Here is a 26,611-nt window from a genome sequence, read left to right on the forward strand (position 1 = left end):
AGTGTGAGCGGTGGTTAGTTCATGCGATCGCTTAGATTTTCCTCTTTGAACGCCCCGCTTCCAGCGTTATTTTACAGATAGCAAATCCAATGTATTCATAATCAGAGAATATAATCAATGCCTAACCTCGATCTCATTTCAGAATATAAAAGCTTTGGTGGCAAACTCGGTTTTTACAGTCATCACTCCTCCACCTGTAACGGTGAAATGCGCTTTACCATCTATCAACCGCCACAAGCAACTCAAAATCCTGTGCCGATTCTCTATTTTCTCTCTGGTTTAACTTGCACGGAAGAGAATTTTATGGCGAAGGCAGGAGTACATCGCTTGGCGGCTGAATATGGTTTGATATTGGTTGCACCAGATACTAGTCCGCGTAATACTGGCATTGTAGGTGAGGATGATGACTGGGACTTTGGCACTGGTGCAGGCTTTTATGTTGATGCTACAGAAGAACCGTGGCGTCAACACTACCAAATGTATAGTTATGTCGTCCAGGAATTACCTGCTTTAATTACCGCCAACTTTCCTATCCAACCTGAAAAACAAGGTATTTTCGGTCATTCGATGGGGGGACATGGGGCGCTAGTTTGTGCGTTGAGAAACCCAGAACTCTATAAATCAGTATCAGCTTTTGCACCAATCACTGCACCTATGCGTTGTCCTTGGGGTCAAAAGGCTTTCAGTGGTTATCTTGGTAGCAATCAAGAAAGTTGGCGTGCTTATGATGCTAGTGAACTAGTTAAGCAAGTAGGCTATCACAGTCTAATTCTCATTGACCAGGGGACTGCTGATAAATTTTTAGCTGAACAATTACTGCCAGAGGTATTTGAACAAGCTTGTGCAGATGTTAACCAGCCGCTAAACTTGCGTTACCAAGAAGGCTATGACCACAGTTATTATTTCATCGCCAGTTTTATTGAAGATCATATCCGCCACCATGCGATCGCTTTAGGGACTTCCAAATAACAAAATACTCAATTAACTCTTGTGGGGGTGGGCGAGCGCCTAGTTTATATGGCGCTCGCCCACCCCACAATATTGGATAATTTATTTCTTGGAGTTCCCTTAAAAAACCAGATCAGAAAAAAGGAATTCAGATTTGACACTTTCCTTAATTTTTATAGCCTTTAGGAATGGAAGCGAGGTTTTCCAGATCCCGTGATAAGTCAGCTTTATGAATATCATTAATCTTTTTTTGTCAAGCCATGTTGACGATTTGTAACAAAACAGTTATATTTGGTTACATAAGTTAACAAAGAAGAGAAAAAATTATGTACACCACCATTAACGAAGACGGCATCCTCAACAACTACGCAGCTGAACCCCAGATGTACTACGCTGAGTACCCAGCAATTTGGGAACAACGTAGATACGTTTTACAAGGTCTTTTTGCCACTTTAATCGTCACCACTTTAGTTTTGGTTGGTTTGAACGTTAGCTAGGATTTTTCGATTTCAGTATCGCTGTATCTCATCGTCAATCTCACTTCTCGACTTACCCCGGCTAATTTAGCCGGGGTTTTTTGCGTTTTTAGCCATCCCAAACAACAGCCTACGAAGGAATGGGGCATCATAGAGACATTCAAGCACGTCTGAAAAAGCTACTCGAAGAGAAAAAAGTAAGAGAAGAAAAAAATAACGTTTTTGATGAATCAAAAAACAGAATTATTCGTCACTTAAACTATCAATTCCCTACCGATTTATACTGGAGGATGATTTATGCCATCACAACTGCTGAGATTTATGTCTTTGGGTGTTCTTGGTTTATCTTTGTGTCTGAGCAATTCCGCAGCAATGGCGCAATATGATACTGGTACTAGTGGCGACGGTGTAGTAGTGCCTACAGTACCATCGGGTGATACATCAACACCAGTTCCAATAGACACGTCGACAGGTATACCATCTTCACCCTCAACTGACACTGCAACTCGGTTTACCTGTCAGTCTTACAATGGTCAGTACACTGTCATGTATCAGCCACAAAGTCAACCAGGACAATTCTTTCCTTGGGCTGCACCGGCGGCTTTGGGTGGTGGTTGGGATGCACAAAGGCGTTGTGCAGCAATTGCCAGTCGTTTAGAACTTTATCGCCCAGATGGTTTACAAGAACTTCAGACAGCTGTCGAAAATAACGAAAATATTGTCTGCGTTACAACTGAAGCGAATCCAAGCTGTAGAATTGTGCTGACAGTCCCGCGTGGGAAAGATCCCTATGTTATCCGCAATAGTATTTTTCAGAACTTGACTACTGCTGACAGTGGACAACAGACTATAGCTGTTAACACTTATGGCGATCGCAGTAGTGGAGGCAGCGAATTATATAATTTAGGACGTACACTTCTAGGCAGTGGTAATAATCGGATTAGTTCATCTAGAAGTGGAATTAATCTCAAACCTTTCCTTGATCGCCAAGATGGCGGTACTGGAAACAATTTGCGGAGGGGAGTTGCAATCCGTCGTCAGTCTCAGCCTAGCGGCGCTCGTCTAAATCCTGGTAAGTTCCGGTAAGCAAGTGTGGCTTTTAATACAAAATAACTTTCAAATAAAAATATCCAACTACCTAATTGTGGGGCGGACATCTTGTCCGCCTTTTTTATCTACTCAGTGCTGATTAAAGAAAAATAACTCTTACTTTTGCTTGAAACAAGCTTTGCACCAAATATTAAACTGGACGACAACCAGACAAAATACTGTGCATATTCACTACTTGTCCAATAACTGCGATCGCAGGCGCACTAAATCCAGTTTCCTCTACCTGCTCTACAATTGTTTCTAAAGTACCAATCAATTCTTCTTGTTCTGGTCGCGTACCCCAGCGCACCAAAGCAATAGGCGTTTCTAAATTCAACCCAGCGATACTTAATTGTTCCACAATATAAGGCAGATTGTGAATTCCCATATAAATTACAATAGTTTCCGAACCGTGAGCGATCGCACTCCAATTCACTATCGGTCTATACTTACCTGCTGCCTCGTGACCAGTTACAAATATCACCGATGAACTATACAGCCGATGCGTCAAAGGTATACCTGAGTATGCCGCCGCGGCAATTCCCGATGTGATACCTGGCACAACTTCTGCTGATATCCCCGCTTTAACTAATTCTTCCATCTCTTCGCCACCGCGACCAAAGATAAACGGATCGCCACCCTTTAGCCGCACCACAATTGCATGATCCTGCGCTTTATCAATCAGCAATTGCGTTGTCTCTGACTGCAACAACGAATGTCTCCCCGCACGCTTACCAGCATTAATTTGCTCGGCTTGGGGATTAATCATGGCCAAAATTGCCGGACTGACTAAGGCATCATAGATAACTACATCCGCACATTCCAACAAACCTTTTGCCTTCAGGGTAATTAATCCTGGATCTCCTGGCCCCGCACCAACTAAATAAACCTTTCCCAAATACTTGTTCTCCTGTTTTTCTGTGCGGTTCATTTATCTGTTAAATCCCAAATTAGCTCGGCTAATTCTGCACTTGCTCCCAATGGCTGCGCCAATTGGAAATTCACCGCAGAAAATTGTAATTTTAGCGCCTCGATTGAGGTGGCGATCGCATCGGTTATTCCACCAGCGAATAAAAAGTATGGCAAAATTGCAATTTCCCGATAACCAGCAGTTACCAACTCTTTCACCCGTGATTCTAAACTAGGAGGCCCAGCCCAATAAGCAGTCACGGCTCCCAACCTCGCCGCTATTGCTTCCACAGTTTCTTGTGAACCTGGGCGACGGCTACCATGAGCTAAGAGAATCCATACTTCTGCTTTTATAGTAGCTATTTGCTTGGCCAGTAATTTCTCTAAATTGGGGTGAGAGCCTAAATATGGTTGCAACTCAATGATGATATCTTCACCAGTAGCCTGTTGTGCGAGTGCTACTTCGGCGGGAATATCTGACATAACATGCACTCCCGGCAGCAGAAATAGCGGTACAATTTTGAGGCGGTTCACATTTTGAGATCGGTTGCGACCGCCAAAAGCGCTCTTAGCAAATTGTTGAATCTGCTCGTGTAAAGGCTGAGAACCCATTTCTAAAGCTGCTATGCCAACCAGATGTTCGTCGCTATTTACTGAGTTGTGGTTTTTTGGCAATTTGTCACATACCAGCCTAGCTAGTTGCTGCATAGCAATTTCTGGGCGGCGATCGCGACTTCCGTGAGACAATAGCAGATAGGCAGATGACATTGGCAAAGCTTAAACTCTCAGTTACTATCCTTATTTTAAGATGAAGCTGGGGATAATTAAGTACTCTGGTAATTATTGAAATTATTATCAATTACTAATAACACTTCACTAAAAAAGAGGATAAAGATAAGGCTGATGTCGTAGAGTTGTTGTCTTTTACAACAACAAATCAAAACTTACTTTCAACTTTTACGCGTTATCCGTTGTTTCTTCATCAACAGCTTTAACTATTACATTTGCATATCTTTGAAGAATATAAGCCGCTTGGAATATATCTAAAACTGCACCTTGAAGCTGATTTATATTAATTTGTAAACCTTCTATATTAGAACCTCGAAAATCTGTATTTTTAAATTTAGCATCAGCAAGGATAACATTATTCATTTGGCAGTTTATAAATTTTACATTTATCAAAGAAGATTCTATAAATGTAGAATCTTCAAGGATACAATTGTCAAAAATAGCATTATCAAATTTACTTGAATTAAATTGTGATAATTGTCCTTGACAGCCTTTAAAAATAACATTTTTGAATCTGGACTTTATTGCTTGAAATCCCAGCAATCTACAGTTAATAAATTCAACTCTATTAAGTGAAGCGTCTTCCCATTCAGTATTGGCAAAATCACTTTTAGCAATTCTAATATCTTGTAGAGTAAGTTTTTTAAAGTAAGTATTTATAGATTTAACATTATCAAAGTATGCATACTGAAAATCTACTCCTTTTGTTCCCTCAATCTGGCAATTTGATAAATGTACATTTTGATAGCTTTCTAATTCATATAATTGGTTATCTGGTATACCCTTATTCATTGTTTCATATAAAGGTAAATTAGGAGGATCAATAGCTCTATGCTTGCTAGACATATTTTTTACCTGAAATCATCTCATCTAAAAAATAAAATACTGTATACGTTATGAATCCTTTAATAGTCAAGTAAAAAATATATTTCCTTATTTTTACTAAAATTAATACAAAATTAAGTTGAGCAAAAATCCAACTCCTTCTAAAAAGTAGCTCACAACGAAGGTTAAAGAAGAAGTCAGAAGCGGAGCCGGAGACGTTTCCGTTAGCTCCGGTCAAAATCAAGACGCGACTCGGAAATACTCGCTCTAAGCATTGGCGCAGCCTCTCGTAGAGAGAGTAATTTTTAATTGTTAACTTCTCCCCCTGCTGCTTACCTTATTGCTCTTCGGCAGTGTAAGTATAAAATTGATCAAAAGCTCCCACCGTTTCAAATTTGTAAGAAGGTATCCAAGAATTTATTTTTAAATCTGTACGATAAATACTAAAAACAACAAAATTTTGCCTTTCTGTAGTCCTAGCAATAATTCCTTGGATTTGTGGGTTAGCTGAGTCAACCAACTTATCACAATTAAAACGGATTAAATTTTCGATAATATTCGTAGTTTTTTTACATACATCGGTTTTTAAGTATTTTGTCAGCCGTTGAACTGCATATTCTTCGTATTCAACCTGACTGGGATTGGTTTTCGCCATTGTCACACCCAAGGCGGCAAGTCCTACTGCTGCTCCAGTATACGCGATGATGGTCAATGGTTTCATATTTGCCAAGTAAAATTCATTGTAATCGTTAGATTCTGGAGACTCTAAATCAACTAAATCCGTTCCTTGAAGAAAAACTCTTGATCGCTTGCCAAATTATTGCTATAATTCAAATTGTTGAATGGCGAGCGTAGCCAAGTGGTTAAGGCAGTGGTTTGTGGTACCACCATTCGTGGGTTCGAGTCCCATCGTTCGCCCTATATAATTTTATATCGATCCATACATTCCTATATAAAGGTGGATTGTGGTTTTGAAGATTCATAACCATTACTTTAGCAAGGATCTGCCATCTACAAGTTTATGGACTTAAAAGGGTTGTAGACTCACAACTATCTATTAGTTTATGTTATTCAATAAGTTGGCATATATAAGTAAATCTAATTTATAAAGGAAAATTAGGTGTAGGATGTCGTAAGACATCTTACTTCTCTACGAGACGGGCTAAGTGGCAATCCTAAATGAGTTGTGAAAATCGATAGACTCAGATGCCCGACTTCTCTGAGAAGTTGAGGATCTTATTATTCGCGAATGATTTAGGACTGCTATATTAAGATTCCTGACTTCTCCAAGAAGTCAGGAATTTGAGTTTCAGAAGTTTTAAGCGCACACTTAGCTGCTAGAAAATGCCTAAAAGAATGATAAAAGTCAACGCACAGAAAGCAAGTAAAGAGATAATCAGAATATTGCCTATACTGTGGTCGGAAGCTGTTAATTTATGTGTATTGGTAGCCATATAAATCGACCAGATTTAAACAACTTTTATGTTTATATTATAGATATGACAAATCAAGATTATTCTATTGATAAAAAAAATTTATAATCCACGGAAATAAATGATATAGTGGGAATTATATCAAGAAAATCAGGGCATAATATGTTGTGTCTAGTCATTTTTATGCAGTTATTTACTAACATCTAACTAAAGGAATAAAAATTGTATTCCTTTAGTTAGAGCCAAAAATATTGAGCCATAGATACTTTAGTTAAAGTAGAACATGATTTAAGTGCCTACTGAAAATTTGATATTTGTAGGTACACAGATAAACGTGATTTATCTGTGTTATTTCGTGTTTATATGCGGTTTCAGGAAGGTTGAGGCTTATTTGTCTAGCCTTAAAAGTTAACAATGCAAACATCGTTATCTAATGGAGTTACCATGTCTGAATTGCTTCAAGCAGTCTTAGATAGTGAAGAAAGAAGTGATTTGCGTTCCTTTATTAGTGAATTACGCCAACAAGAAAAGAAGTACTTGTTGCGGAACGACATACTCAATGTATATGGTGAGTATTGCTCCAAGTCTCAAAAATCTGAAGCTTTTTACACTTCCTCTGAGTTAGGAAAACTTATTTACTATACTCAGGAAATTATTCAGGAAGACTCAAACTTTTGTTTCATTATCCGTTCTAAGATTGCCAGCCAAGAAGTTTATTGGTTGACTTCAGACTTGAGTATCGAGTCGATGACGGTGCAGGATTTGTTGGATCTGCGCGATCGCCTCGTCAACAAATTTCATCCTAACGACGGCGGCTTGCTAGAGTTGGATTTTGGCCCGTTTTATGACTACACCCCAGTCATCCGCGATCCCAAAAATATTGGTAAGGGAGTGCAATTCCTCAACCGCTATCTTTCCAGCCAACTATTTCAAGACTCCAAACAATTGCTGGACAGCTTATTTCATTTCTTGCGCCTGCACCACTACAACGGTATTCAACTGCTGATCAGCGATCGCATTCAATCGCAGCAGCAACTTTCTCAGCAAGTTAAAAAGGCGATCGATTTTGTGAATAATCGCGCCGACGATGAACTCTATGAACAATTCCGGTTTCAATTGCAAACAATGGGTTTTGAACCGGGTTGGGGTAACACCGCAGCGCGAGTCCGGGAAACCCTGAATATTCTCGATGAATTGATTGATTCTCCCGATCCTCAAACCCTAGAAGCTTTCATCTCTCGTGTCCCGATGATTTTTAGAATCGTCTTGGTATCAGCTCATGGTTGGTTTGGACAAGAGGGCGTTTTAGGGCGTCCTGATACTGGTGGTCAAGTAGTTTACGTCCTCGATCAGGCAAAAAGCTTAGAAAAGCAACTACAAGAAGATGTCCTGCTTGCAGGTTTAGAGGGATTGAATGTCCAGCCAAAGGTAATTATTCTCACCCGTTTGATTCCCAACAGTGATGGTACTCTTTGTAATCAACGGCTAGAAAAAGTCCTTGGTAGTGAAAACGCTTGGATTTTGCGAGTACCTTTGCGAGAATTTAATCCCAACATGACTCAAAACTGGATTTCCCGGTTTGAGTTTTGGCCTTATTTAGAAACTTTCGCCATTGACTCAGAAAGAGAACTACGGGCAGAATTTCACGGCACGCCTGACTTAATAGTTGGCAACTATACCGATGGAAATTTAGTGGCATTCTTGCTGGCGCGACGGCTGAAAGTGACTCAATGTAACGTTGCACATGCTTTAGAAAAATCTAAATACTTGTTTAGTAACCTCTACTGGCAAGATTTGGAAGATAAATATCATTTTTCCTTACAATTCACTGCTGATTTAATTGCTATGAACGCTGCCAATTTCGTGATTAGCAGCACCTACCAAGAAATTGTCGGGACACCTGATAGTGTGGGACAGTACGAATCTTATAAGTGCTTCACTATGCCGGAGTTGTATCATGTAACCAATGGCATTGAATTATTTAGTCCCAAGTTTAATGTCGTACCCCCTGGAGTAAACGAAAATAATTACTTTCCCTATATCCGAAATAAAGACCGCGTAGAGAGCGATCGCCAACGCCTTGCAGAAACACTCTTTACTCTAGAAGACCCCGCGCAAATCTTTGGTAAACTCGACGATCTTAATAAGCGCCCTCTCTTCTCAATGGCCCGTCTTGACCACATCAAAAACCTCACAGGTTTAGCTGAATGTTATGGTCAAAGTAAAGAATTACAAGAGCATTGCAATTTAATTTTGGTGGCGGGTAAATTACGCGTCGAAGAATCAGGCGACAACGAAGAACGCGACGAAATTATTAAACTCTACCAAATAATTGACCAGTACAATCTCCACGGAAAGATTCGTTGGTTGGGTGTACGCCTGACTAAAACTGATTCCGGTGAAATTTACCGAGTCATTGCCGATCATCAAGGAATTTTTGTACAACCAGCTTTATTTGAAGCTTTTGGTTTGACAATTTTAGAAGCAATGGTTTCAGGATTACCGACTTTCGCCACACAGTTTGGTGGGCCATTAGAGATTATTCAAGATAAGGTGAATGGATTTTTGATTAACCCGACAAATTTAGAGGAAACAGCCACAACAATTGTCAATTTCATCACTAAATGCGAACAAAATCCTAACTATTGGAATGAAATTTCTCAGCGAGGAATTGACCGAGTTTACACTACCTATACTTGGAAAATTCACACTACCAAACTGCTATCATTAGCGCGAATTTATGGCTTCTGGAACTTTACCTCAAAAGAAAATCGGGAAGATTTATTGCGCTATATCGAGGCTTTGTTCTATTTAATTTACAAGCCAAGAGCGCAACAGCTATTAGAGCAGCATAAACACCGTTAGTTTGTGATTAGTCATTAGCTAATGACTAATGACTAATGACTAATAACTAAATTGTCAACGCACCCCAAGTTCGCTGACCAACTACTCCATCTACTCCTAAATTTCGCTGGTTTTGAAAGGCTTTGACAGCCGTCTCTGTGAGTGCGCCAAAAATTCCATCTACTCTCACAGCATAACCGTTAGATACTAACAGCTGTTGTAAAGCTCTGACAGCAACACCAGAACTACCAAAATAAAGAGTTGGTAGAGGTTGGCTACTAAACTTCTGGAACCTTCCTGTAGCCTTTGTACGGATTTTACCTCCAGACTGAGAATACTTTTTAGACTCACTGAAGTTAGAAGAAACTAGGAACTGATTTTTTCTACTAATTTTCTTAAGTATGTTTTCTTTCTCTACTTTTAACGCTGAGGAAGAAGCTGGGGAAATCTCATTTGTCTGCATAAATTCAGGTGGCGTGACTTGAGCAATTATCTCTAACTGACTCTGTTTTGACTGGTTTAGTCCATTTTCCACTTGAAATAATTGCTGCTGTGGCAAACTGGCCCCAGATGCTTGTCTGATTGTTAACATGCCCGTCATCATCAGGCCAATTTCAGTCATTGTAGTTTATTTTACTTCAACAAATATTTATTTTATGCAACAATATTGCTGCTGTCTGGGATAGTACATACTCACAAAATAAAAAAGTCATGTACTAATTTTTTCAGATAATATTGTCATGTTCATATTTACTCACCTCCGATGCCATCTAATTAGAATCATGTCATTAGTTTTGTGCTTTTTTATCTTTAATCAAGCTGTCAATTTATCAGATATACTATCTAAATCAACGGTTTAGAGAATAACATACTATACGATCGTCTGGGAATGCGATCAAATCGAGACGCGATAAATCGCCGTCTCTACAAGTGTTTTGGGTTTATCTGAACTGGATTGCGCTATCACTCACTCGTACAAAATTCTGACTGGAGGCGGAGCATCTCCGGCTCCGCTTCTGAGTTCTGAATTATTCTGATAAAATCCCTGTAGGTGTAGCCCATCGGAGACATTGCTTAGTATGCCCAGTTGTGGATACTGAAAAGCTTTTTACCTTTTTTCATCTCGCCACAAAGCAATACCGCCTAATAAACCAGTGATATTGGGGATGAGTTTCACATTTAACGGTAGTTGGAAATTCACTCTTACAGCTTCGCCACCGCCAATGTAAAGGTAATCATAATTAAATAGATGTTGCAAAGAGGCGATCGCTTTTTCTAAACGCCTATTCCATCTTTTATCGCCAATTTTTTCTAACTCTGCACGCCCCAACTGTTGCTCGAAAGTCTCTCCTTTCCGAAACGGATGATGCCCCATTTCCATATTCGGCACCAGTCTCCCATCCACAAATAAAGCCGAACCAAACCCCGTACCCAGAGTAATCACCAATTCCACACCTTTACCTGCGATCGCACCAAACCCCTGCATATCTGCATCATTAATCACCCGTACAGGCTTATTTAAGTGTTTTAGTAATGCTGTTTCCAAATCAAATCCGATCCAATCTGGATGTAAGTTTACCGCTGTTTCTGTAACTCCACAGCGCACCACACCGGGAAAACCAACCGAAACGCGATGAAATTCACCTTGAGCCGCTGCCAACACAACAATTGCATTAATTACAACCTCTGGTGTTGCAGGTTGAGGTGTATCTAAACGTGCCCTTTCGGTTACAGGATTCCCCGTAATATCCAAAACCATAGCCTTAACGCCACTACCGCCAATATCAACCGATAGGGTACGAATCGATCCATTTTCGTCAACCATTGAGTCTACATCCTTATAAATGCCTGCTATTTCGTTATTAATTATGCTCTGCTGCATTTGATAATATCTGGATGTTTGGAGAGTCTTTATATTGCTAGAGAGAAATCAATTCAAAATTAAAGAACTTCTTCCCCTGCCTCCTACCCCTGCCAAAAGTTAAAAATCTCATACATTCGATGCAGGAGAGCATCTAGATTTGTTAATGTAAGAATAATGGAAATAGTACTAGCGTAGCTGCTTAAAATCTATTGAGCAGCAAGTTTCTATTAAAAGTAATATAAGAGAAAGAATTATGACGGCGTTTGAACCTCAAAGCATCCGCTCGTATAGCCAAGAAGATGTCCAACAAATTCTGCACTTGGCGATCGCTCGTCAAGCTGATGACAAAGATACAGAATTTTCTTATGAGCAAATATTAGAAATTGCCGCTGAGTTAGAAATATCACCTGATTCTTTAAAACTAGCAGAACGCGATTGGAGCGTACAACATGGACAAGTCCAACAGCGAAAAGCTTTTGATGCCTACCGCATCAGAAGATTTCAGAAGCGTCTAGGCAATTATGCAATTCTCAACGGGTTTTTTATACTGGTGAATTTAGTCACTGGCGGCGCAATTACTTGGTCACTGTACATTGTGCTATTCTGTGGATTGCCTATAGGGCTTGATGTTTGGAATACCTTTCAAATCAAGGGTGAAGAGTATGAAATGGCATTCCAAAAGTGGAGTCGTAAACATCAGATTAAAAAAACCATCAGCACAGTTTTGAATAAGTGGTTTAAGGCATTACAGGCTTAGAGAATGTTTGTTAAGTCTCAAGAAACTAAGCTTGCCGCGCTACAAATTTTTTGGTGTTTAATTTTAAAAGTTAAGGGACTTCCAAGTTCCACCCAAGGGACTTCCAAATGATTAAACTCCATACTCTTTTGTGGTGGGCTGTAATAAGCATATTGATTTTTGTTGATCCATGACACTCTAGTACCGCAAGGCGGAAGTCAAAAGTCAAAAGAATTGTATTCCTCACTTGCGCCTGCATCACAAGTGAGGAATGTTTTTTGAAAGGCGTTTAAATTTGCCTACGCTCTGCCCCCGTGCTTGAAAGCAGGGGCTTCCACGGCGAGGGGTGTCAGGTAAGATTTTTCACTCACCGCTCTTGAATCTATTGAGGTTTGTAAATAATTTGTATTTCTGCAAGGAATATTCCTTTAGACTGAATTTTAACTGAAAAATGTGGGAATAAACACAAATGCATTCGTTAAATATATTTTGTCACGAATTTGTAGTTGCTGTTTCCTTTGTAGCTTGCATTATTGGACTGTTGTTACTATGGGACGGGCAGCAGCAAACAAATGATGTGGAAGAAACAGAGCAAATTCTGTTCAGAATGAGCTTTAGTTACTGGCTAGTTTATTGTGTAGCTTTTGGTCTGGAGAAAATGGTTTTACCCAACTGGGAATCTGTACTTATGACTTTGAAAATAACTACGGCTCTGTCATATTTCTTAACTTTTTCTTGCATTGTTAGTTTGCCGCTACACAAATTTGCAGTACATCGGGTTGAAGAATAGTTATTTTAGGATTGGGCATGGGGTAAAACTAGTTCCGTGAGCGGTAGCGAGCCATTGAAACCGTTCCGAATCCCCACTCATTACTCATTACTCTTAAAGGCATGAGGAATGATTAACATCTCATAGCGATCGCTAATGTTGTTTCTAATTGATCTTGGGGTAAAGTCGTTAAAATAAATACTTCTTGTACCGTCTTACCCTGCCGTGCGATAACTTTATAACCACCGCGAATCGGTACTGAGACGCGGAGTTGCATTTTTGGACAGTGACCTTTTGCCCGTCCAATCACTCCTGGCGTCACAGTTTGGATACCATCGTGCTGACAAAGACGTTCTAATATGGGAATCAGACCAGAAAGATGTGTCGAGTGATTCCAAACTAGTCTAGCAGCTTTTTGTGTTCGCGTAGCGTCTCGTAGAGAAGCCGTGCGGAGAGGATCTACGGTCGGTTTGCCCATAATATTAATTAAGCTGCTTCTAGAGGTGCCATTGTCAAACCGGCTCGGCGAAGCTGCTGGTGATAGAGTTCCGCAGGTTCTTGGGGCCCGACCCAGACGATCGCTTGACCTTCATAGTGTACCTGATTAGTCAGATCCCACGCGCGATCGCCACTCATCCCCGGAATATATTTCATCAAACATTCAGCCACATGTGGGAATGTATTAAAATCGTCGTTTAATACAATCACTTTGTAATTTGGATAAGTCTTACGGACAACTTGACTAGACCGTTCAGGAGCTATAGTTGGTGCTGTAGCCATTCCGTAAACATCTGCTGAAAGTGTCATAACCATACAACAATTGGTCAAGATAATTTTACAAAACTACACTACAAGTAACTAGTTTAGTTCATTGATTGGGGATTGGGGATTGGGAAGTTAGGAGTTAAGAGTTAGGAGTTAGGAGTTATATCAGGTTCGGTTAAACACTGGTAATATTTGTAGGTTGGGTTGAGGAACAAAACTCAACACTTGATCTTTGTTCACGTTGGGTTTCACTGCTTTCAACTCAACCTACATTGATAGATTTTATTACAAGTAATCACCCGAACTTGATATTAGAGTTAGGTATTGTGCATTGGAAAGAATTTAATCCCCAGTCCCCAATCCCTAATCCCCAGTCCCCAATATCCTATTTCCAATTATCCCAGTTTTCGTTAAAAATAGATGTATCTGGGAAAGCGGTAGGGTTGCCATTTTGTTGCAAAAGCCGTTTGAGTGCTTCTAGTTGTGGCTCTTGTTTAGGTAAATTATCAACTAGTTGGTAAGGTGCGATCGCATTTTTGATGGCAAAACTAGCAACAGTTCCCGCAGCTGCGCCAGCCGACCATTCAAAGGAATGTACCCGATAGGCAGCGGAGGCGATATGACTAGTAGCAATGCTTTTGCCTCCTACTAGCAAATTGTCAATTTTCTGGGGAATCATCGCCCTGAGAGCAATTTGGAAGGGATAAGCTTGACCAGCACCACGTCTTTCACCTGGATGTTCTGTGTTTCCAGGGGCTTCTGGAGGACTATTTACCATGCAAGGATGGAAATCTATGGCGTAGTGACCAATTCCCACAGCATCGGGAAAAATGGTAGAACGAGTCCGTCGCATTGCTTTGTCTGGTGGAACTTTACCGTCAATTACTGATACGGCTTCTAAGCCGGCAACTGCTGCTCGTAGCCGACGATACATATCTGCTGGCAGAGTCTTGGAATAATACTCATCATTATAATCTCGGCGAGAAATATCAATTTCCCAGATAGTAAAGCCTTCAGGCTGTCCCCAACTAGGGCGGCCAATGATGCGGCGTCCTTCTCGCATATAAGGATATTTCGATAAACCATGCACTGTTCCCATTGGGGAATTTAAACCGGAAACAAAGCGATTATTAGTTTGCTGCTGCTTGACACCATCCCCTAGTTGAGAATCTGTAGTTCCACTTACCAACCAGTAATAAAAAGATAGGGCATTTTCTTCAGCCTTGCGGAGGGTTTCTGTTCGTAGTCCTCCCATCCAACCCCCTGGTTGTAACTGTCCAGTAGCTTGTAACTGTTGGCGAGTATAAATTAAATTATCTCTAGCTGTTCCAGGACGGTAGTCGTTACCCCAAGTCCAGTTTTGCATTGAGATATCCCCTGGTGTAGGCGCAGAAAAACTTACACCGCCGAATTTTGCTGGTTTCCCTTGATTTGGACTCCAAATGCGACGATAGGTAAAAACTAAATCAAAGTTAGCCAGTCGCGTTAATTCATAGCTGAAATATGGCGCATATTGTAAATAAAATGGTGGCATTGTTTGCGGTTGCGGTTCCTTGGTTGCCTCCATTCCAAAGGTATAAGTAAAGCCTTGAGGGCAATATGGATCGTTGTTGGTGGCAGAAGCAGAAGGTTCTAGGTAAGAACGGGCATCAATGCCTAATCGATAGGGAACATCAGCAAGGGCAATAATTTCTCCGGTTTCGCTGGCATCTACAACGTACCATTTAGGAGCATCCTCTTTCGCTGCTTTGGGAATGAAACGGAGAATAGTTTTGGTAAACCGAGATGAGTTTTCGTAGCTATAAGAATCTTCAATACTTTGAGATAAAGTAAAAGTATTAAGAGGTGGTGCGCCTTTTGGTGGTTGATGTTGAATGGCGATCGCACCATTAATTATTTTGCCATCAGCAGAAATTTCTAAATCCTTAATTACCGTGTTGGGAAACCATTGCAGCTTTCCTTTGCCCTGCTTTTCGGCATCTTGAAGCATCTGGCTCAAAATAGTGTGAGCATCGCGGGGAAGAAAACAAGATTCACTTACCCAACAATCACCGGGGTTAAGCTTACCGTATTTGCGCCCAATGCGGTTTCGCAATTCCAGATAGCCACGAGAATAGAATTTGAGAGCTCGCTGAGTTGGGCGTTCGTCTAATGCAGATGTCCCTTGAGCAGAAATTTGTCCCCCCAGCCAGTCAGTAATTTCTGTCAGACAAACTGTTCGTCCTGCTAACAAACCCTCATAAGCTGTGGCGACACCAGATAGTCCACCCCCAACCACCAAAATCTCGCAATTAACATTTTTGTCTGGAGTTCTTGCTGGTGCAGCCTTTGCTCTATCAAATACAATTAAACTAGATATTAAATTGAGAGCAATCAGTGATGTTAAGCTAAAAGCTACCTTATGTCTACGCTTCATTGTTAAAAAAACCGCTCCAAATCCTGTGTCACCTTGTAGAAGGTAGCATTCAGCAAATGTTCATTACAAGCTAATTGAATGCATTCGTAATAGAGCGATCGCCAGTATAGCTTGGGGCATCTTGCCTAATAGATATCTGGTGAAATTAATTATGGATTATCCATCATCCTTGTAGAGACGCGAAATTTTGCGTCCCTACTTTTTCATTAGCAGATGTCTAATACCTAACGAACCATTCCCCGCAGGGCTTCAGTATCAATAGGTTTGATCAGATAAACTAACAGCAGATTCCAAACAATTGCTGCAATCAAAGGTAGTTTGCGAATCAGCTTCACTAATTTTGGCCCAGAACCACCCTCAATCTCTGCAATTTTCAAGTTGTAACCTGCACAGCGTTGCAGGCGGGGGAAAAACTTGGGATGTTCGGTATTCAACATCACCGGAAAAGCCCGTCCGGCGGTTTCATTGGTGTTGCGGACAACTTGGAGATCAAACTCAGTGGCATCAAGCCCCAGTGATTTGTAGAACCCGGAACGTTCATGAACTGTCAAGGTGTGGGTAGCAAATACCGATAGTAAGAAAAAGCGACTCCATAGCCGAGATTTCCAGGTGTTCCAGAGTTGCGGTTGAGAACGTAAAAGCGCTTTGAATATATCCCCGTGGCGGTTTTCGTCCTGACACCAACTCTCAAAGTACCGGAAAATGGGGTAAAACTCGTTTTCTGGGTGCTTTTCTAGATGTCTGAAAATAATAATGTAACGCCAGTACCCAATTTTTTCTGATAGGTAAACGGTGTAAAGTACCCACTCAATTGGGAAAAACGTATAGGTGCGGGTTTTAGTAACAGTGGCTAAATCCAGGGAAACTTTAAAATCGCCCATTGCTTTGTTGAGAAATCCGGCGTGACGGGCTTCATCACGCGCCATCAGTTGAAATATTTCCGCTAGCACTGGACTGCGATTTTTGAGCTTGCGGGATAGTTCCTTGAATAGCAAGAAGCCGGAAAACTCAGAAATACAAGAGCGTTCCAAATATTCTATAAACGCCTGTCTTGCTTCACCGCTAACATGTTCCCAAGACTGCTCAAACGCTTCATCGCGAACAAAATGATGGCGGTTGTAGTCTGTCCGCATTTCTGTCAACATCGCCTGCAATTCCGTTTCTTGGGCAGACAAATCCAACTGGGCTGCGGTTTCAAAATCTGTAGTATAAAACCGAGGGGTGAGTACAGTTTCTTTGCTGGGGGTTTTAGTTTCTGGCTTAGGTAGGGTGTTAACCATGAGTAATGCAGCGATCCAGTCAATAGTTCTATAACTATTAAGTTATGATAAATAGCATTATTTAGCTAGACCTCTTCACAATCCTTTAGTAAAGTCAGAATTTCTGGTTGCGGGAGTGGGGATTGGGGAGGAAATTTTTTAAGATTTTGCTTGGGAGTCTGAATCCCCATTGAAATCTTCCCAATCCCCAATAGTGACAGAGCTTTGGCGAAGTGTTCCCAGTTCCCAATTCAATCATAATTCTTTCCTCCTGCCCCCTGCCTTTTCTTATAACCCAGATACTAGAACCGAAAAAGTACAAACAGAAAGCCTTTGAGGACTAGGATTTAAATAATTTATTAAGTTTTGAAACTTCTGTGTTTGAATCAAATACATAACTATATAGTTATATATAAGTAGCAGTTGCCCTTACTCAAAGTTTCAGAGGTTTTAACATGGGTCGTCATTCCGAGAATTCTCTGCAAGAATCTAGAAATCACACAACATTGCTGACATCAGCTAGCAACACAATACCCCAGGATTCGCGGGTGCGATCGCAGCAATTCATGCAGAACTTACAGGATGAGATTTGCACAGCCTTAGAGCAACTTGATGGAGAAGCACGCTTTCAACAAGACCACTGGGAGCGAGCAGAAGGCGGAGAAGGACTTACCCGCGTGATTCGAGAAGGACGGGTGTTTGAACAGGGTGGCGTGAACTTTTCCGCAGTTTGGGGAAATAACCTACCGCCTGCTATTTTGGCTCAACGTCCAGAAGCCGCAGGACATGAGTTTTTCGCTACGGGAACCTCAATGGTACTGCATCCCCGCAATCCTTACATACCAACAGTACATCTTAACTATCGCTACTTTGAGGCAGGCCCGATCTGGTGGTTTGGTGGCGGGGCTGATTTAACGCCATATTATCCTTTTGTACAGGATGCAGTTCACTTTCATCAGACGTTAAAAAATGCCTGTGATGTCCATCATCCAGAATATTATCCAACCTTTAAACGCTGGTGTGATGAATACTTCTACTTAAAACATCGCCAAGAACAGCGAGGTATTGGCGGCATCTTCTTTGATTATCAGGATGCTAGTGGCCAGCTTTATGTTGGTTCTCAAACAGATAGTCCCGCAGCACTCTACAGTCAGCAAGTCGGAACCATATCTCGTAACTGGGAAGATATTTTTGCCTTTGTCCAGTCTTGCGGTCAAGCATTTCTACCCGCCTATTTGCCCATTGTCGAACGACGGCAGGAAATAGAGTATGGCGATCGCCAACGTCAGTTTCAACTGTATCGTCGGGGTCGTTACGCAGAGTTTAATTTGGTATATGACCGGGGGACGGTTTTTGGTCTACAAACCAATGGGAGAACTGAATCTATATTGATGTCTCTACCACCTCTTGCACGCTGGGAATATTGCTATGAGCCAGAACCAGGCACACCCGAAGCACGGCTTACCGAAATATTTCTTCAGCCTCATGATTGGACAAATGTAACTTTTGTCCAAAAATAACAACATTTTTAGCAATAAGGGTTTCACAATGAGCAGCCATTTAGATGTTCGCTTGCGAGAAGGCACTAAACATTCTCACACAATGGCGGAAAACACTGCGTTTATGAAATGTTTTCTCAAAGGGATAGTAGAAAAGAGCTTTTTTCGCAAATTGTTGGCGGATCTGTACTTTGTCTACAGCACTTTGGAAGAAGAACTACAGCACTATCAGCATGATCCTATTGTTGGGATGATGTACTTTCCCGAACTGCATCGTCAGGCAAATTTAGAGAAAGATTTAGCCTTTTATTACGGTGAAAATTGGCGATCGCAGATTGTTCCCTCTCTAGCAGGTCAGGTATATGTTAACCGGATTCGTGAGGTTGGCAACACACAGCCGGAGTTACTGATTGCTCATGCCTATACTCGCTATATGGGAGATTTATCAGGTGGGCAAGCATTGAGAAAGATTGCGCGATCGGCAATGGATTTACCAAGCGATCTGGGTACTGCAATGCTTGAATTTGAACAAATTTCTACCCCAGAAGCTAGACGAGAATTTAAAGAGCAATATCGTCAAGCATTAGATTTTCTACCTCTAGAAGAGGCAATGATTCAGAAGATTGTCAACGAGGCAAACTATGCCTTTACTCTGAATAGAAATGTGATTCATGAACTGGAAGCAGATGTCAAAGCTGTGATTGGTGAGCATGTTTTTGATCTGATTACTCGTCAAGATCGCATTGGTAGTACAGAGCATACTCCTGAAATTGCTACAGCAGAGATAATCGCACCGGAGTATAGTCTTTAGTTCTGAGAAGAAAGGAGACAAGGAAGACAAGGGATAAATTCTTTCTTGTCTTTTCCTTTCACAATGTATCTTAAAAAATTCTGAGCGCCAAAAACCGACGCTTAGAGTTTCTGCAAAATCTCAAATTAGAAATTGTAATTTAAATTGTATAAGATGAATATCTTACCGCAAACTGTCCAATTTGATGCCGATTTACTAAGAAAATACGATCAGCCTTTACCACGTTACACTAGCTATCCACCAGCTACAGAGTTAGCAGAATATTTTCAACAGGTAGATTTTAGAACTGCGATCGCCATCGGGAATTACAAAAAAACGCCATTATCACTTTATTGTCATATTCCCTTTTGTGAAAGCCCTTGCTACTTCTGTGGTTGTAATACCATCATCAGCCAACGCAAAGCAATTGCGGAGTCTTATTTAGATTACTTAACTCGGAATATCCAGCAAGTGGGGACTTTAATCGCTCGCGTAGCTTGCGGCCGTAGGCATCGCACCGTTGGACAGTTACACTTAGGCGGAGGTACTCCCAACTATTTATCCCTCAGTCAAGTTGAGACTCTTGGAATACCCTTTGCAATCATTTCCAGTTTGATGATGACGCGGAAATCTCCATTGAAGTGAATCAGCGATCGCTTGATCGAGAATATCTGTTTTTCTTGAAAGAACTAGGATTCAACCGGATCAGTTTTGGCATTCAAGACTTCAATTCTCAAGTACAGCAAGCAGTCAATCGGGTTCAACCGGAAAGAATGCTGTTTCAAGTAATGGTCTGGGGGCACGGCGTACAGAAAAGCTAGAAGCGATTGTCAAAGAGATCCGCGAGCAGGGAAACATTGCAGAATTCAAAGCAGTGGATCTTCGCGATCGCGAGGATGTGAAAGCATTCATCCATTTTGCTAAAGAAAAATTTGGTCGCGTCGATGTGATCTTCAACAATGCAGGTGTGATGCCCTTGTCTCCAATGAATGCCCTGAAAGTCGAGGAGTGGGACACCATGATTGATGTAAATATCCGTGGCGTATTGAACGGCATTGTAGCTGGTTTACCGATCATGGAAGCACAAGGCGGCGTACAGTTTATCAATACTGCGTCGATCGCTGCTCACATGGTAGGGCCAACCAGTGCAGTCTACTCCGCGACAAAATATGCTGTTTGGGCGATATCTGATGGACTGCGCCAGGAGTCGAAGAACATTCGCGTGACCATCATATCCCCCGGTGTCGTTGAGACCGAACTCGGCTCTGATATCACGGATGATGCAGTAAAAGGCTTCTTGAAAGAACTCCGCAAAACTGCCCTCACCCCTCAGGCGATCGCCCAATCTGTCTTATTTGCTGTGTCCCAACCGGATGATGTCGATGTCAACGAAATCATTGTCCGCCCGACAGCCAGCGCCTTCTAGGTATTGAAGACATCACTTCTGTGTCCCTTCTTTGCGTCATGAGCTTGATTGACACAGACAAGACACTTTTACCATTCTGAGTACTCAGTACTCCTCTTCTTACCCAGCACGGGCTAAACCTTAGCTATCCGCTAACAGCACTTTTAACTCAGCACTCTTCATCGACTTTGTTGTTTCAGCCAGAAAAGAAACCTATGAGCCGAAGATATTATAAAAAAATATTCAATTAACTCTTGTGGGGTGGGCGAGACGCCCACCCCACAATATTGGATAATTTATTTCTTGAAGTTCCCTTACTCAGCACCCAGGACTGAGTAAGTAAAACCCATCTAAGCAGGTTAAAAAAACCTTGATTTTATTAGTCCACGGAGGTGGACTTTGCTTATGTAGCTGCGACTTCCAGTCGCCCAGCTTGGAATTTCCTAACGGCGTCTGCTGCCAAAACCAGTTGAACGACGGGGGGCTGTACTACGCCCACTACCAAAACCACTACCAGAATTGCGTTTGGTAGTGCTGGAATTACCAGAGGGTCTTAAGTTACTACCACCAAAACCAGAACCAGAAGGACGGTTATTACCTGTAGTGCTACGCGGTGTATTGCGTATATTTGAATTGCCAGGATATGACCTTCTAATTGTCCCTGTATTGCGGAACGCAGTCCGATTTGTCACGGCTGCGGGTGGCGCGTTGTAGCGAGTTTGATAACTTTGAACTGCTTGGCCATAGCTTCCGCCATATCCACCGAAGCCACTTAATCCTTGTCCTGGTTGATAGGCAGGGGGTACATAATACTGGGGTCTAAACAACAGACTACCAAGTGCCTGACCCGCCAAGCTACCAGCTACAGACCCCGCAAAGGGTGCCCAAAAGCTATTTTCTCGACGGACTACAACCGTTTCTTGTTGTCCTGTTTGGGGATTGGTTTTATTTTCGGTAACGTTGTGGACGTACTCAATTTTAAAGTCTTCTGTTAGATATAAAATTGGCTGTCCTTTTTCTACCTTTAGATAGGTTTTCTTACCTTCCTTGATTTCATCATCAGTTAACCGTGCCATTTGCAAATTTTCGGTTGAAAATGTCGGTGGCTTATTGTTAAGTAAAAACAAGCTGTACTCACCACTTGCATCATCATAAGTAGCTTGTTGTATTTGATACTGCCCGTCACTCAGCTTAGTGGTATTAGAGGTTTGGCTAACGTTCTTAGCTGGAGAGTTAGTTTGATTTTCGCCACCACAGGCGACAGTTGTGATACACAAACTCAGAGCTAAAAAAACGGCTGTAAATTTACGTACTATGGTCATGATCATTGAATTATTGTCCTACCTCTGAGCTTAACAATTTCTCGATGTGAGTAGTAAGTACGGACTACCCAACAGATTACAAAGGAATCAATTCGGGGTAATATTGCAACAGTTGATCGCTAGTGAGTTCATCGCCTAACTGTGCTGGCGAGAAATGTACTTGGATTGCCTGGAGCTTATGTTTATAGTGTAGGTTGATTAGAGCTTTCAAAGCTTCTTTGAGTGCCTGAACGTTAGAAAGGTCAGTTTCTAACTCTGGTACTTCCCCTTCATAAGCTACTGTAAGCATCACAATGACATTACGGGTTACAGGTATTGATAATGGTTCATTCAACCCAGAGTCAGAACTGTAATTTGGTTCGCTGAGATATCTTTCGGCAGAGTCAGTAAATAATTCGTTGACATAATCTCCCGCCTCGCCTTCACTCCAAAATACATCACCTTCGTTAGCAGCAGAAAGCCAATATTCATCATATTGCAGCAGGGTTTGGCTAATTTCTACTAATCCTTCTCCCAAAACTTCTAAGTCACCATCGGCATCGATCGCATCTCGCCCAGCACTATTTAATACTCCCAAAATTGGCGCTACTTCGCCTCCCCCTAAGTGCAGAAATAGGCGGAATACTACATAGCGGGTTCGACCGATCATTTTATTAAAAATGTTACTCATTTCCTTCCTCCATTTTTTTTGTTATTACTCATGAGGCATTGAACTAATGACTAATGACTAATATAGTGAAATCCTTTGATGAAATCTATAACCATATCTAAGGAAGGTAATATATATTTGGTTGGTTCACTAGATATATCATCATAAGTTGAAGCCTTGAGAGCAGAACGATTAATAAATCTTTTCCCAAAATTGGGATGGTCATGAACAATCAAAATATGAGCGCTGGAATTTGTTAAAATTATTTGGGTTGGGGCTTTACAAAAATTTAATTTTGCAGCTACTTCAATATTTTTTTTCACTTGTTTAATTGTTGTAGCCTGACTCGTAGCTTCTTCTAAAAGAATATTTAATTGTTTCACCATATCGGGTGATTTTAAATCTTGGTTCCCAACAACTTGACTATTAATCATTTCCACCAGGCTGGAAATATTTTTTTGAGTAGATACGGCATCTAAAAAGGGAAGAACCACAATGTAAGCAGTGGGGAATAATGCTTCGTCGCTATCTACATGAAATGTAAAAATAGTTCGACGACGACCACTTTCGATGCTTGGGGGTTGTTTTAGCACCCGATATTCTTGAGCAATTTGGTAGTAAGCGCCTGCGATCGCAAAATTGGCTTCGTGTTCTAAGGCTGCATCAACGATAATCCTTATTGTTGGCGGTGTTTCGTTAAAAAAATCTCGTGACTCTTCAGAATGGAAGTTTTGGACAATGGAGCGATCGCCATTTGGACTCAGATCAACCCATTCACAAATCATCCCTTCGGTTTTTAAACCAAATCTGGAGGTGGCATAAAGTTTGGCTCCAGTTAAAGTTGCTCCTGTTAAATCAGCACCGATCCATTCCGCCCTAATTAATTTTGCCTGGGTTAAGTTGGCGTGGACTAAACTCGTATTTGTTAAGTTGGCATTACTTAAATCTGCGCCAATTAAATCAGCACCGCTCAATTTTGCCCCGCTCAAATCTGCCCACCGGAGATTTGCCCCGCTCAAATCTGCCCATCGGAGATTTGCCCCGCTCAAGTCTGCCCCGCTCAGGTTAGTATGGCTAAGATTGGCTTGTCTGAGTTCGGCTTCTCGCAAATTTGCACCGCTGAGATCGGAACGACTCAAGTCACTGGAGTTTAAGTTAGCCATCTCTAAGTTAGCTCCCGTCAAGGAAGCACCTCTCAAGATAGTCTCATTCAAGTTAGCGTGACGGAGATTCGCTTGGCGGAGTGTCGCCTCTCGCAAATCGGCACTGGTGAGATCGGCTTCCAACAGATCGGCGCGACTGAGATCGGCGCGAACTAACTCGGCGCGGATTAATGAGGCTCCTCTTAGTTGAGCGCGACTGAGATCGGCTCGAATCAAATTAGCGACGTTGAGACTGGCATTGTTCAAAATAGCGCTGCATAGATTCGCGCCACTCAGTCTAGCTACATTTAGCTTGGCATTGCTCAAGTTAGCTTCACTCAGATTCGCGCCACTCAGGTTAACTATACTCAAATTAGCATCGCTAAGATTCACACCACTGAGTTTGACCCCACTCAAGTTAGCTTCTGGGAGGTCAACACCACTAAAGTTTAAGACTCCTGCTGCATATTTTTCCAGTAATTCCTCTACAGTCATTGATGCTACCCCTTGGATGCCAACTTTAATAGTTGGTAAAGTCATAAAAACAGAATGTCAAAATCAAAAATGAATATTGGAATTTTAGGATTGGGACTGATTGGCGGATCTTTGGGTTTTGATTTGCGATCGCAAGGACATCATATCTTAGGAGTCAGTCGCCGTGAAGCCACCTGTCAAAAGGCAGTTAGTCTCGGCAGTGTTGATGAAGCATCTGTTGATTTGAGTCTGTTAGCAGCCGCAGAAGTCGTATTTATTTGTACACCTCTAGCCCTTATTGTGCCCCAATTTGAACAGTTAATCGCTCATTTGTCTGTTGCGACAGTCGTAACTGATGTGGGTTCGGCGAAAGCACAGATAGTTAAGGAAATTTCCCCCCTTTGGGATAATTTTATCGGCGGTCATCCAATGGCGGGAAGAACAGACAATGGCATCGAAGCTGCACAACGACATTTATTTGTCGATAAACCTTATGTCTTAACACCAACGACTACAACACCAATTAGTGCAATTACAGTTGTGGAAGAAATTGTGCGATCGCTAGGAGCAAATATCTACTATTGTCAACCTGAGCAACATGACCGCGCTGTGAGTTGGATTTCCCATTTACCTGTAATGATCAGTTCTTCGTTGATTGCTGCTTGTTTGAGTGAAAGTGACCCCGATGTTTTGCAATTAGCCCAAAAGTTAGCTAGTTCCGGTTTTCGGGATACCAGTCGTGTGGGAGGCGGGAATCCAGAGTTGGGCGTGATGATGGCGCGGTATAATCGTCAAGCATTGCTGCGATCGCTCCAACAATATCGTCATCATCTCGATGAGTTGACTAACTTAATCGAGCAAGAAAATTGGGCAGTTTTAGAAGAAAAGTTTAAATCAAGGCAACAGGCACGACCTGATTTTGTTAAATAGTTGTTGGGTGCGTTAACGATAGCTGAACGCACCCATTTTTATATTGGCTGAGATAAATTATCCAATGTTGTGGGGTGGGCAGCATGAGCGCCATATAGCCTGGGCAGGCGAGACGCCCACCCCACAAGAGTTAATTGAATATTTTTTATTTGGAAGTCCCTTAACAAGTATTTTCGAGTCGTTTCTTGATTCTGACTCCTGTTAGCGGTAGCGGGGCGTTTAGCCCATTCTGAATTCTGAATTCTGACTCCTGAATTCTTTTCTCATAAAATCTTTAAAAAATGCTACTCAGCAGTTTGATAGCCACCAAACCGATGTACTATACAGATAAATTTACAAAAATCAACAATGGTAGAACGCCCAATCAAAAAATCGGAACGTCAGTCTAAAGAAAGCACTGACAAAAATTCCGAAAACTCGGATTCTGTAACTCCGATTGAATCCAACCCCAAAAGCTCAAAACCGAGCCGTAATCGCTCGGCAGATAAAGGGAAAAAATCATTAGGGGATGAAAACAGGCATCAGGGAAATCCTGCCTTAGCGCGTGGGCCAAAACCCGTTAAACCTCCAGCCCCCAAAGTCCAAACAGAAGAACTCGAAACCGAATCAGAATCCGTCTCTGAGGAGTCTCAAGAGTAGTATTACTATTGTTGCGTGTGATGTGGGAGGCTATAAGTATATGAAGACTGGGATTTCTGGCTTTGAAAGCAGCGATCGTGCCCCCCATCACCTACCGCAAGGCGGAATTAAAAATTAAAAATTAAAAATGAATACAACGTAAGCGTTTCATTCATTTGGAATGGGTGGTTTATTTGCGCCGTGCTGTATTAGGTTATTTTTAGCGATCGCATCATCTCACAGGTTTCCTGTATGTAAAATGCGCGGAAGGGTAGGTGTACAAATTCCATAGCCTCAAAAAAGTGCTTCTATCTCAACACCAGCAAGCATTTCACCCCGTTAATGACTCGATCATCATCCGCGCGATGTCTGAAAAGCTTACAAAAACTGGGTGTCAGCCTTCAATCTTTCCCGAAACTCTTCCCAAAGAAATTCTCTAATGCTATGATTGCTCTAGATTCGCGCAAACGCACCTTGAAAACTAAATATAGCTTGGCTTTCAGTATGCCGCGATTGCAATTCATCTAAATCCCTATTAGGGATTGAAACCAGCCAATTATCGAAGAAGTAGCAATCTAAACCAAATTGCAATTCATCTAAATCCCTATTAGGGATTGAAACGGCATAATCAAGCTGATCTGCCATGTTGGCTTGTCTAGC

At 41.6% G+C, this 26,611-nt stretch carries 24 protein-coding genes, 1 tRNA gene, 1 pseudogene and 1 CRISPR repeat array (1 of these 27 running past the window's edge); of the genes and pseudogenes, 13 read left to right on the forward strand and 13 right to left on the reverse strand.

Features of this window, described 5'->3' with window-relative positions; all coding sequences use genetic code 11:
- Nucleotides 1–117 precede the first annotated feature (117 nt).
- From fghA to FD723_RS08715, 3 genes are all read left to right on the forward strand, one after another.
- Nucleotides 118–969: an S-formylglutathione hydrolase gene (fghA, locus tag FD723_RS08705; protein ID WP_179064976.1), complete on the forward strand. Its 852-nt coding sequence runs from the start codon at nt 118–120 to the stop codon at nt 967–969.
- A gap of 305 nt (nt 970–1,274) precedes the next feature.
- On the forward strand, nt 1,275–1,445 hold the full coding sequence (gene psb34, locus FD723_RS08710) for a photosystem II assembly protein Psb34 (RefSeq protein ID WP_179064977.1): 171 nt from the start codon (nt 1,275–1,277) through the stop codon (nt 1,443–1,445).
- 276 nt (nt 1,446–1,721) lie between these two features.
- Nucleotides 1,722–2,510, forward strand: a complete 789-nt coding sequence (locus FD723_RS08715; protein WP_179064978.1) for a COP23 domain-containing protein — start codon at nt 1,722–1,724, stop codon at nt 2,508–2,510.
- A 154-nt stretch (nt 2,511–2,664) separates the two neighbouring features.
- Here the strand turns inward: FD723_RS08715 and cobA are convergent, their stop codons facing one another.
- From cobA to FD723_RS08735, 4 genes are all read right to left on the reverse strand, one after another.
- On the reverse strand, nt 2,665–3,444 hold the full coding sequence (gene cobA / locus FD723_RS08720; RefSeq protein WP_179064979.1) for a uroporphyrinogen-III C-methyltransferase: 780 nt from the start codon (nt 3,442–3,444) through the stop codon (nt 2,665–2,667).
- Nucleotides 3,441–4,190 (reverse strand): sirohydrochlorin chelatase, encoded by a 750-nt coding sequence (locus FD723_RS08725; protein ID WP_179064980.1) that lies wholly within the window; start codon nt 4,188–4,190, stop codon nt 3,441–3,443. Before FD723_RS08725 ends, cobA begins: the two co-directional genes overlap by 4 nt.
- A gap of 189 nt (nt 4,191–4,379) precedes the next feature.
- Nucleotides 4,380–5,057 carry a pentapeptide repeat-containing protein gene (locus FD723_RS08730; RefSeq protein WP_179064981.1) on the reverse strand — a complete coding sequence of 226 codons (678 nt, stop codon included), beginning with the start codon at nt 5,055–5,057 and terminating at the stop codon, nt 4,380–4,382.
- A 316-nt stretch (nt 5,058–5,373) separates the two neighbouring features.
- Entirely contained in the window at nt 5,374–5,757 is a 384-nt protein-coding gene (locus FD723_RS08735) for a DUF4359 domain-containing protein (protein ID WP_179064982.1), read from the reverse strand.
- A gap of 124 nt (nt 5,758–5,881) precedes the next feature.
- On the opposite strand from FD723_RS08735, the gene FD723_RS08740 reads away from it, so the two are divergent.
- Nucleotides 5,882–5,954, forward strand: a tRNA-His gene (locus FD723_RS08740).
- A 959-nt stretch (nt 5,955–6,913) separates the two neighbouring features.
- The gene (locus FD723_RS08745) at nt 6,914–9,334 is read left to right on the forward strand and encodes a sucrose synthase (protein WP_179064983.1); all 2,421 of its coding nucleotides are present in this window, start codon (nt 6,914–6,916) and stop codon (nt 9,332–9,334) included.
- 46 nt (nt 9,335–9,380) lie between these two features.
- Here FD723_RS08745 and FD723_RS08750 read toward each other — a convergent pair whose 3' ends face one another.
- Both FD723_RS08750 and FD723_RS08755 read right to left on the reverse strand, forming a co-directional pair.
- Entirely contained in the window at nt 9,381–9,935 is a 555-nt protein-coding gene (locus FD723_RS08750) for a peptidoglycan-binding protein (protein ID WP_179064984.1), read from the reverse strand.
- Nucleotides 9,936–10,421: 486 nt separating this feature from the next.
- Nucleotides 10,422–11,138, reverse strand: coding sequence for an ROK family protein (locus FD723_RS08755; protein WP_179069084.1), 717 nt, complete (start codon nt 11,136–11,138; stop codon nt 10,422–10,424).
- 292 nt (nt 11,139–11,430) lie between these two features.
- On the opposite strand from FD723_RS08755, the gene FD723_RS08760 reads away from it, so the two are divergent.
- Entirely contained in the window at nt 11,431–11,934 is a 504-nt protein-coding gene (locus tag FD723_RS08760) for a 2TM domain-containing protein (protein ID WP_179064985.1), read from the forward strand.
- 448 nt (nt 11,935–12,382) lie between these two features.
- Nucleotides 12,383–12,703 carry a hypothetical protein gene (locus FD723_RS08765; RefSeq protein WP_179064986.1) on the forward strand — a complete coding sequence of 107 codons (321 nt, stop codon included), beginning with the start codon at nt 12,383–12,385 and terminating at the stop codon, nt 12,701–12,703.
- Nucleotides 12,704–12,815: 112 nt separating this feature from the next.
- On the opposite strand, the gene FD723_RS08770 is transcribed toward FD723_RS08765, so the two are convergent.
- The 4 genes from FD723_RS08770 to acsF all read right to left on the reverse strand — a co-directional run bounded on the left by FD723_RS08770 (nt 12,816) and on the right by acsF (nt 17,143).
- A complete protein-coding gene (locus FD723_RS08770; RefSeq protein ID WP_179064987.1) occupies nt 12,816–13,160 on the reverse strand; it encodes a DUF2103 domain-containing protein in 345 nt (114 codons plus the stop codon).
- An 8-nt stretch (nt 13,161–13,168) separates the two neighbouring features.
- On the reverse strand, nt 13,169–13,495 hold the full coding sequence (gene clpS, locus FD723_RS08775; RefSeq protein WP_179064988.1) for an ATP-dependent Clp protease adapter ClpS: 327 nt from the start codon (nt 13,493–13,495) through the stop codon (nt 13,169–13,171).
- A gap of 337 nt (nt 13,496–13,832) precedes the next feature.
- Nucleotides 13,833–15,863: an FAD-dependent oxidoreductase gene (locus FD723_RS08780; RefSeq protein ID WP_179064989.1), complete on the reverse strand. Its 2,031-nt coding sequence runs from the start codon at nt 15,861–15,863 to the stop codon at nt 13,833–13,835.
- A gap of 224 nt (nt 15,864–16,087) precedes the next feature.
- Nucleotides 16,088–17,143: a magnesium-protoporphyrin IX monomethyl ester (oxidative) cyclase gene (gene acsF / locus FD723_RS08785; RefSeq protein ID WP_179064990.1), complete on the reverse strand. Its 1,056-nt coding sequence runs from the start codon at nt 17,141–17,143 to the stop codon at nt 16,088–16,090.
- Between the two features lie 434 nt (nt 17,144–17,577).
- On the opposite strand from acsF, the gene hemF reads away from it, so the two are divergent.
- The 4 genes and pseudogenes from hemF (at nt 17,578) to FD723_RS08805 (ending at nt 20,837) form a co-directional block, all read left to right on the forward strand.
- On the forward strand, nt 17,578–18,642 hold the full coding sequence (gene hemF, locus FD723_RS08790) for an oxygen-dependent coproporphyrinogen oxidase (protein ID WP_179064991.1): 1,065 nt from the start codon (nt 17,578–17,580) through the stop codon (nt 18,640–18,642).
- Nucleotides 18,643–18,670: 28 nt separating this feature from the next.
- A complete protein-coding gene (locus FD723_RS08795; RefSeq protein WP_179064992.1) occupies nt 18,671–19,432 on the forward strand; it encodes a heme oxygenase (biliverdin-producing) in 762 nt (253 codons plus the stop codon).
- Nucleotides 19,433–19,585: 153 nt separating this feature from the next.
- A pseudogene (locus tag FD723_RS08800) lies at nt 19,586–20,208 on the forward strand (radical SAM protein); the annotation flags it as partial.
- 59 nt (nt 20,209–20,267) lie between these two features.
- Complete coding sequence (locus FD723_RS08805) at nt 20,268–20,837, forward strand: SDR family oxidoreductase (RefSeq protein ID WP_256875207.1); 570 nt, start codon at nt 20,268–20,270, stop codon at nt 20,835–20,837.
- A gap of 422 nt (nt 20,838–21,259) precedes the next feature.
- On the opposite strand, the gene FD723_RS08810 is transcribed toward FD723_RS08805, so the two are convergent.
- The 3 genes from FD723_RS08810 to FD723_RS08820 all read right to left on the reverse strand — a co-directional run bounded on the left by FD723_RS08810 (nt 21,260) and on the right by FD723_RS08820 (nt 24,424).
- Nucleotides 21,260–22,144 carry a hypothetical protein gene (locus FD723_RS08810; RefSeq protein ID WP_179064993.1) on the reverse strand — a complete coding sequence of 295 codons (885 nt, stop codon included), beginning with the start codon at nt 22,142–22,144 and terminating at the stop codon, nt 21,260–21,262.
- A gap of 70 nt (nt 22,145–22,214) precedes the next feature.
- Nucleotides 22,215–22,808, reverse strand: a complete 594-nt coding sequence (locus FD723_RS08815; RefSeq protein WP_179064994.1) for a DUF1517 domain-containing protein — start codon at nt 22,806–22,808, stop codon at nt 22,215–22,217.
- A gap of 50 nt (nt 22,809–22,858) precedes the next feature.
- A complete protein-coding gene (locus FD723_RS08820) occupies nt 22,859–24,424 on the reverse strand; it encodes a pentapeptide repeat-containing protein (RefSeq protein WP_179069086.1) in 1,566 nt (521 codons plus the stop codon).
- A 69-nt stretch (nt 24,425–24,493) separates the two neighbouring features.
- Here FD723_RS08820 and FD723_RS08825 point away from each other — a divergent pair, with 69 nt between their 5' ends.
- Complete coding sequence (locus tag FD723_RS08825; protein WP_179069087.1) at nt 24,494–25,333, forward strand: prephenate/arogenate dehydrogenase; 840 nt, start codon at nt 24,494–24,496, stop codon at nt 25,331–25,333.
- Nucleotides 25,334–25,681: 348 nt separating this feature from the next.
- The gene (locus tag FD723_RS08830) at nt 25,682–25,972 is read left to right on the forward strand and encodes a hypothetical protein (RefSeq protein WP_179064995.1); all 291 of its coding nucleotides are present in this window, start codon (nt 25,682–25,684) and stop codon (nt 25,970–25,972) included.
- Between the two features lie 491 nt (nt 25,973–26,463).
- Nucleotides 26,464–26,611: direct repeats of the CRISPR family, unit length 37 nt; unit sequence ATTGCAATTCATCTAAATCCCTATTAGGGATTGAAAC; it runs 2,503 nt beyond the window's last position.

It is taken from the genome of Nostoc sp. C052, from assembly GCF_013393905.1.
Taxonomy (GTDB): Bacteria; Cyanobacteriota; Cyanobacteriia; order Cyanobacteriales; family Nostocaceae; genus Nostoc.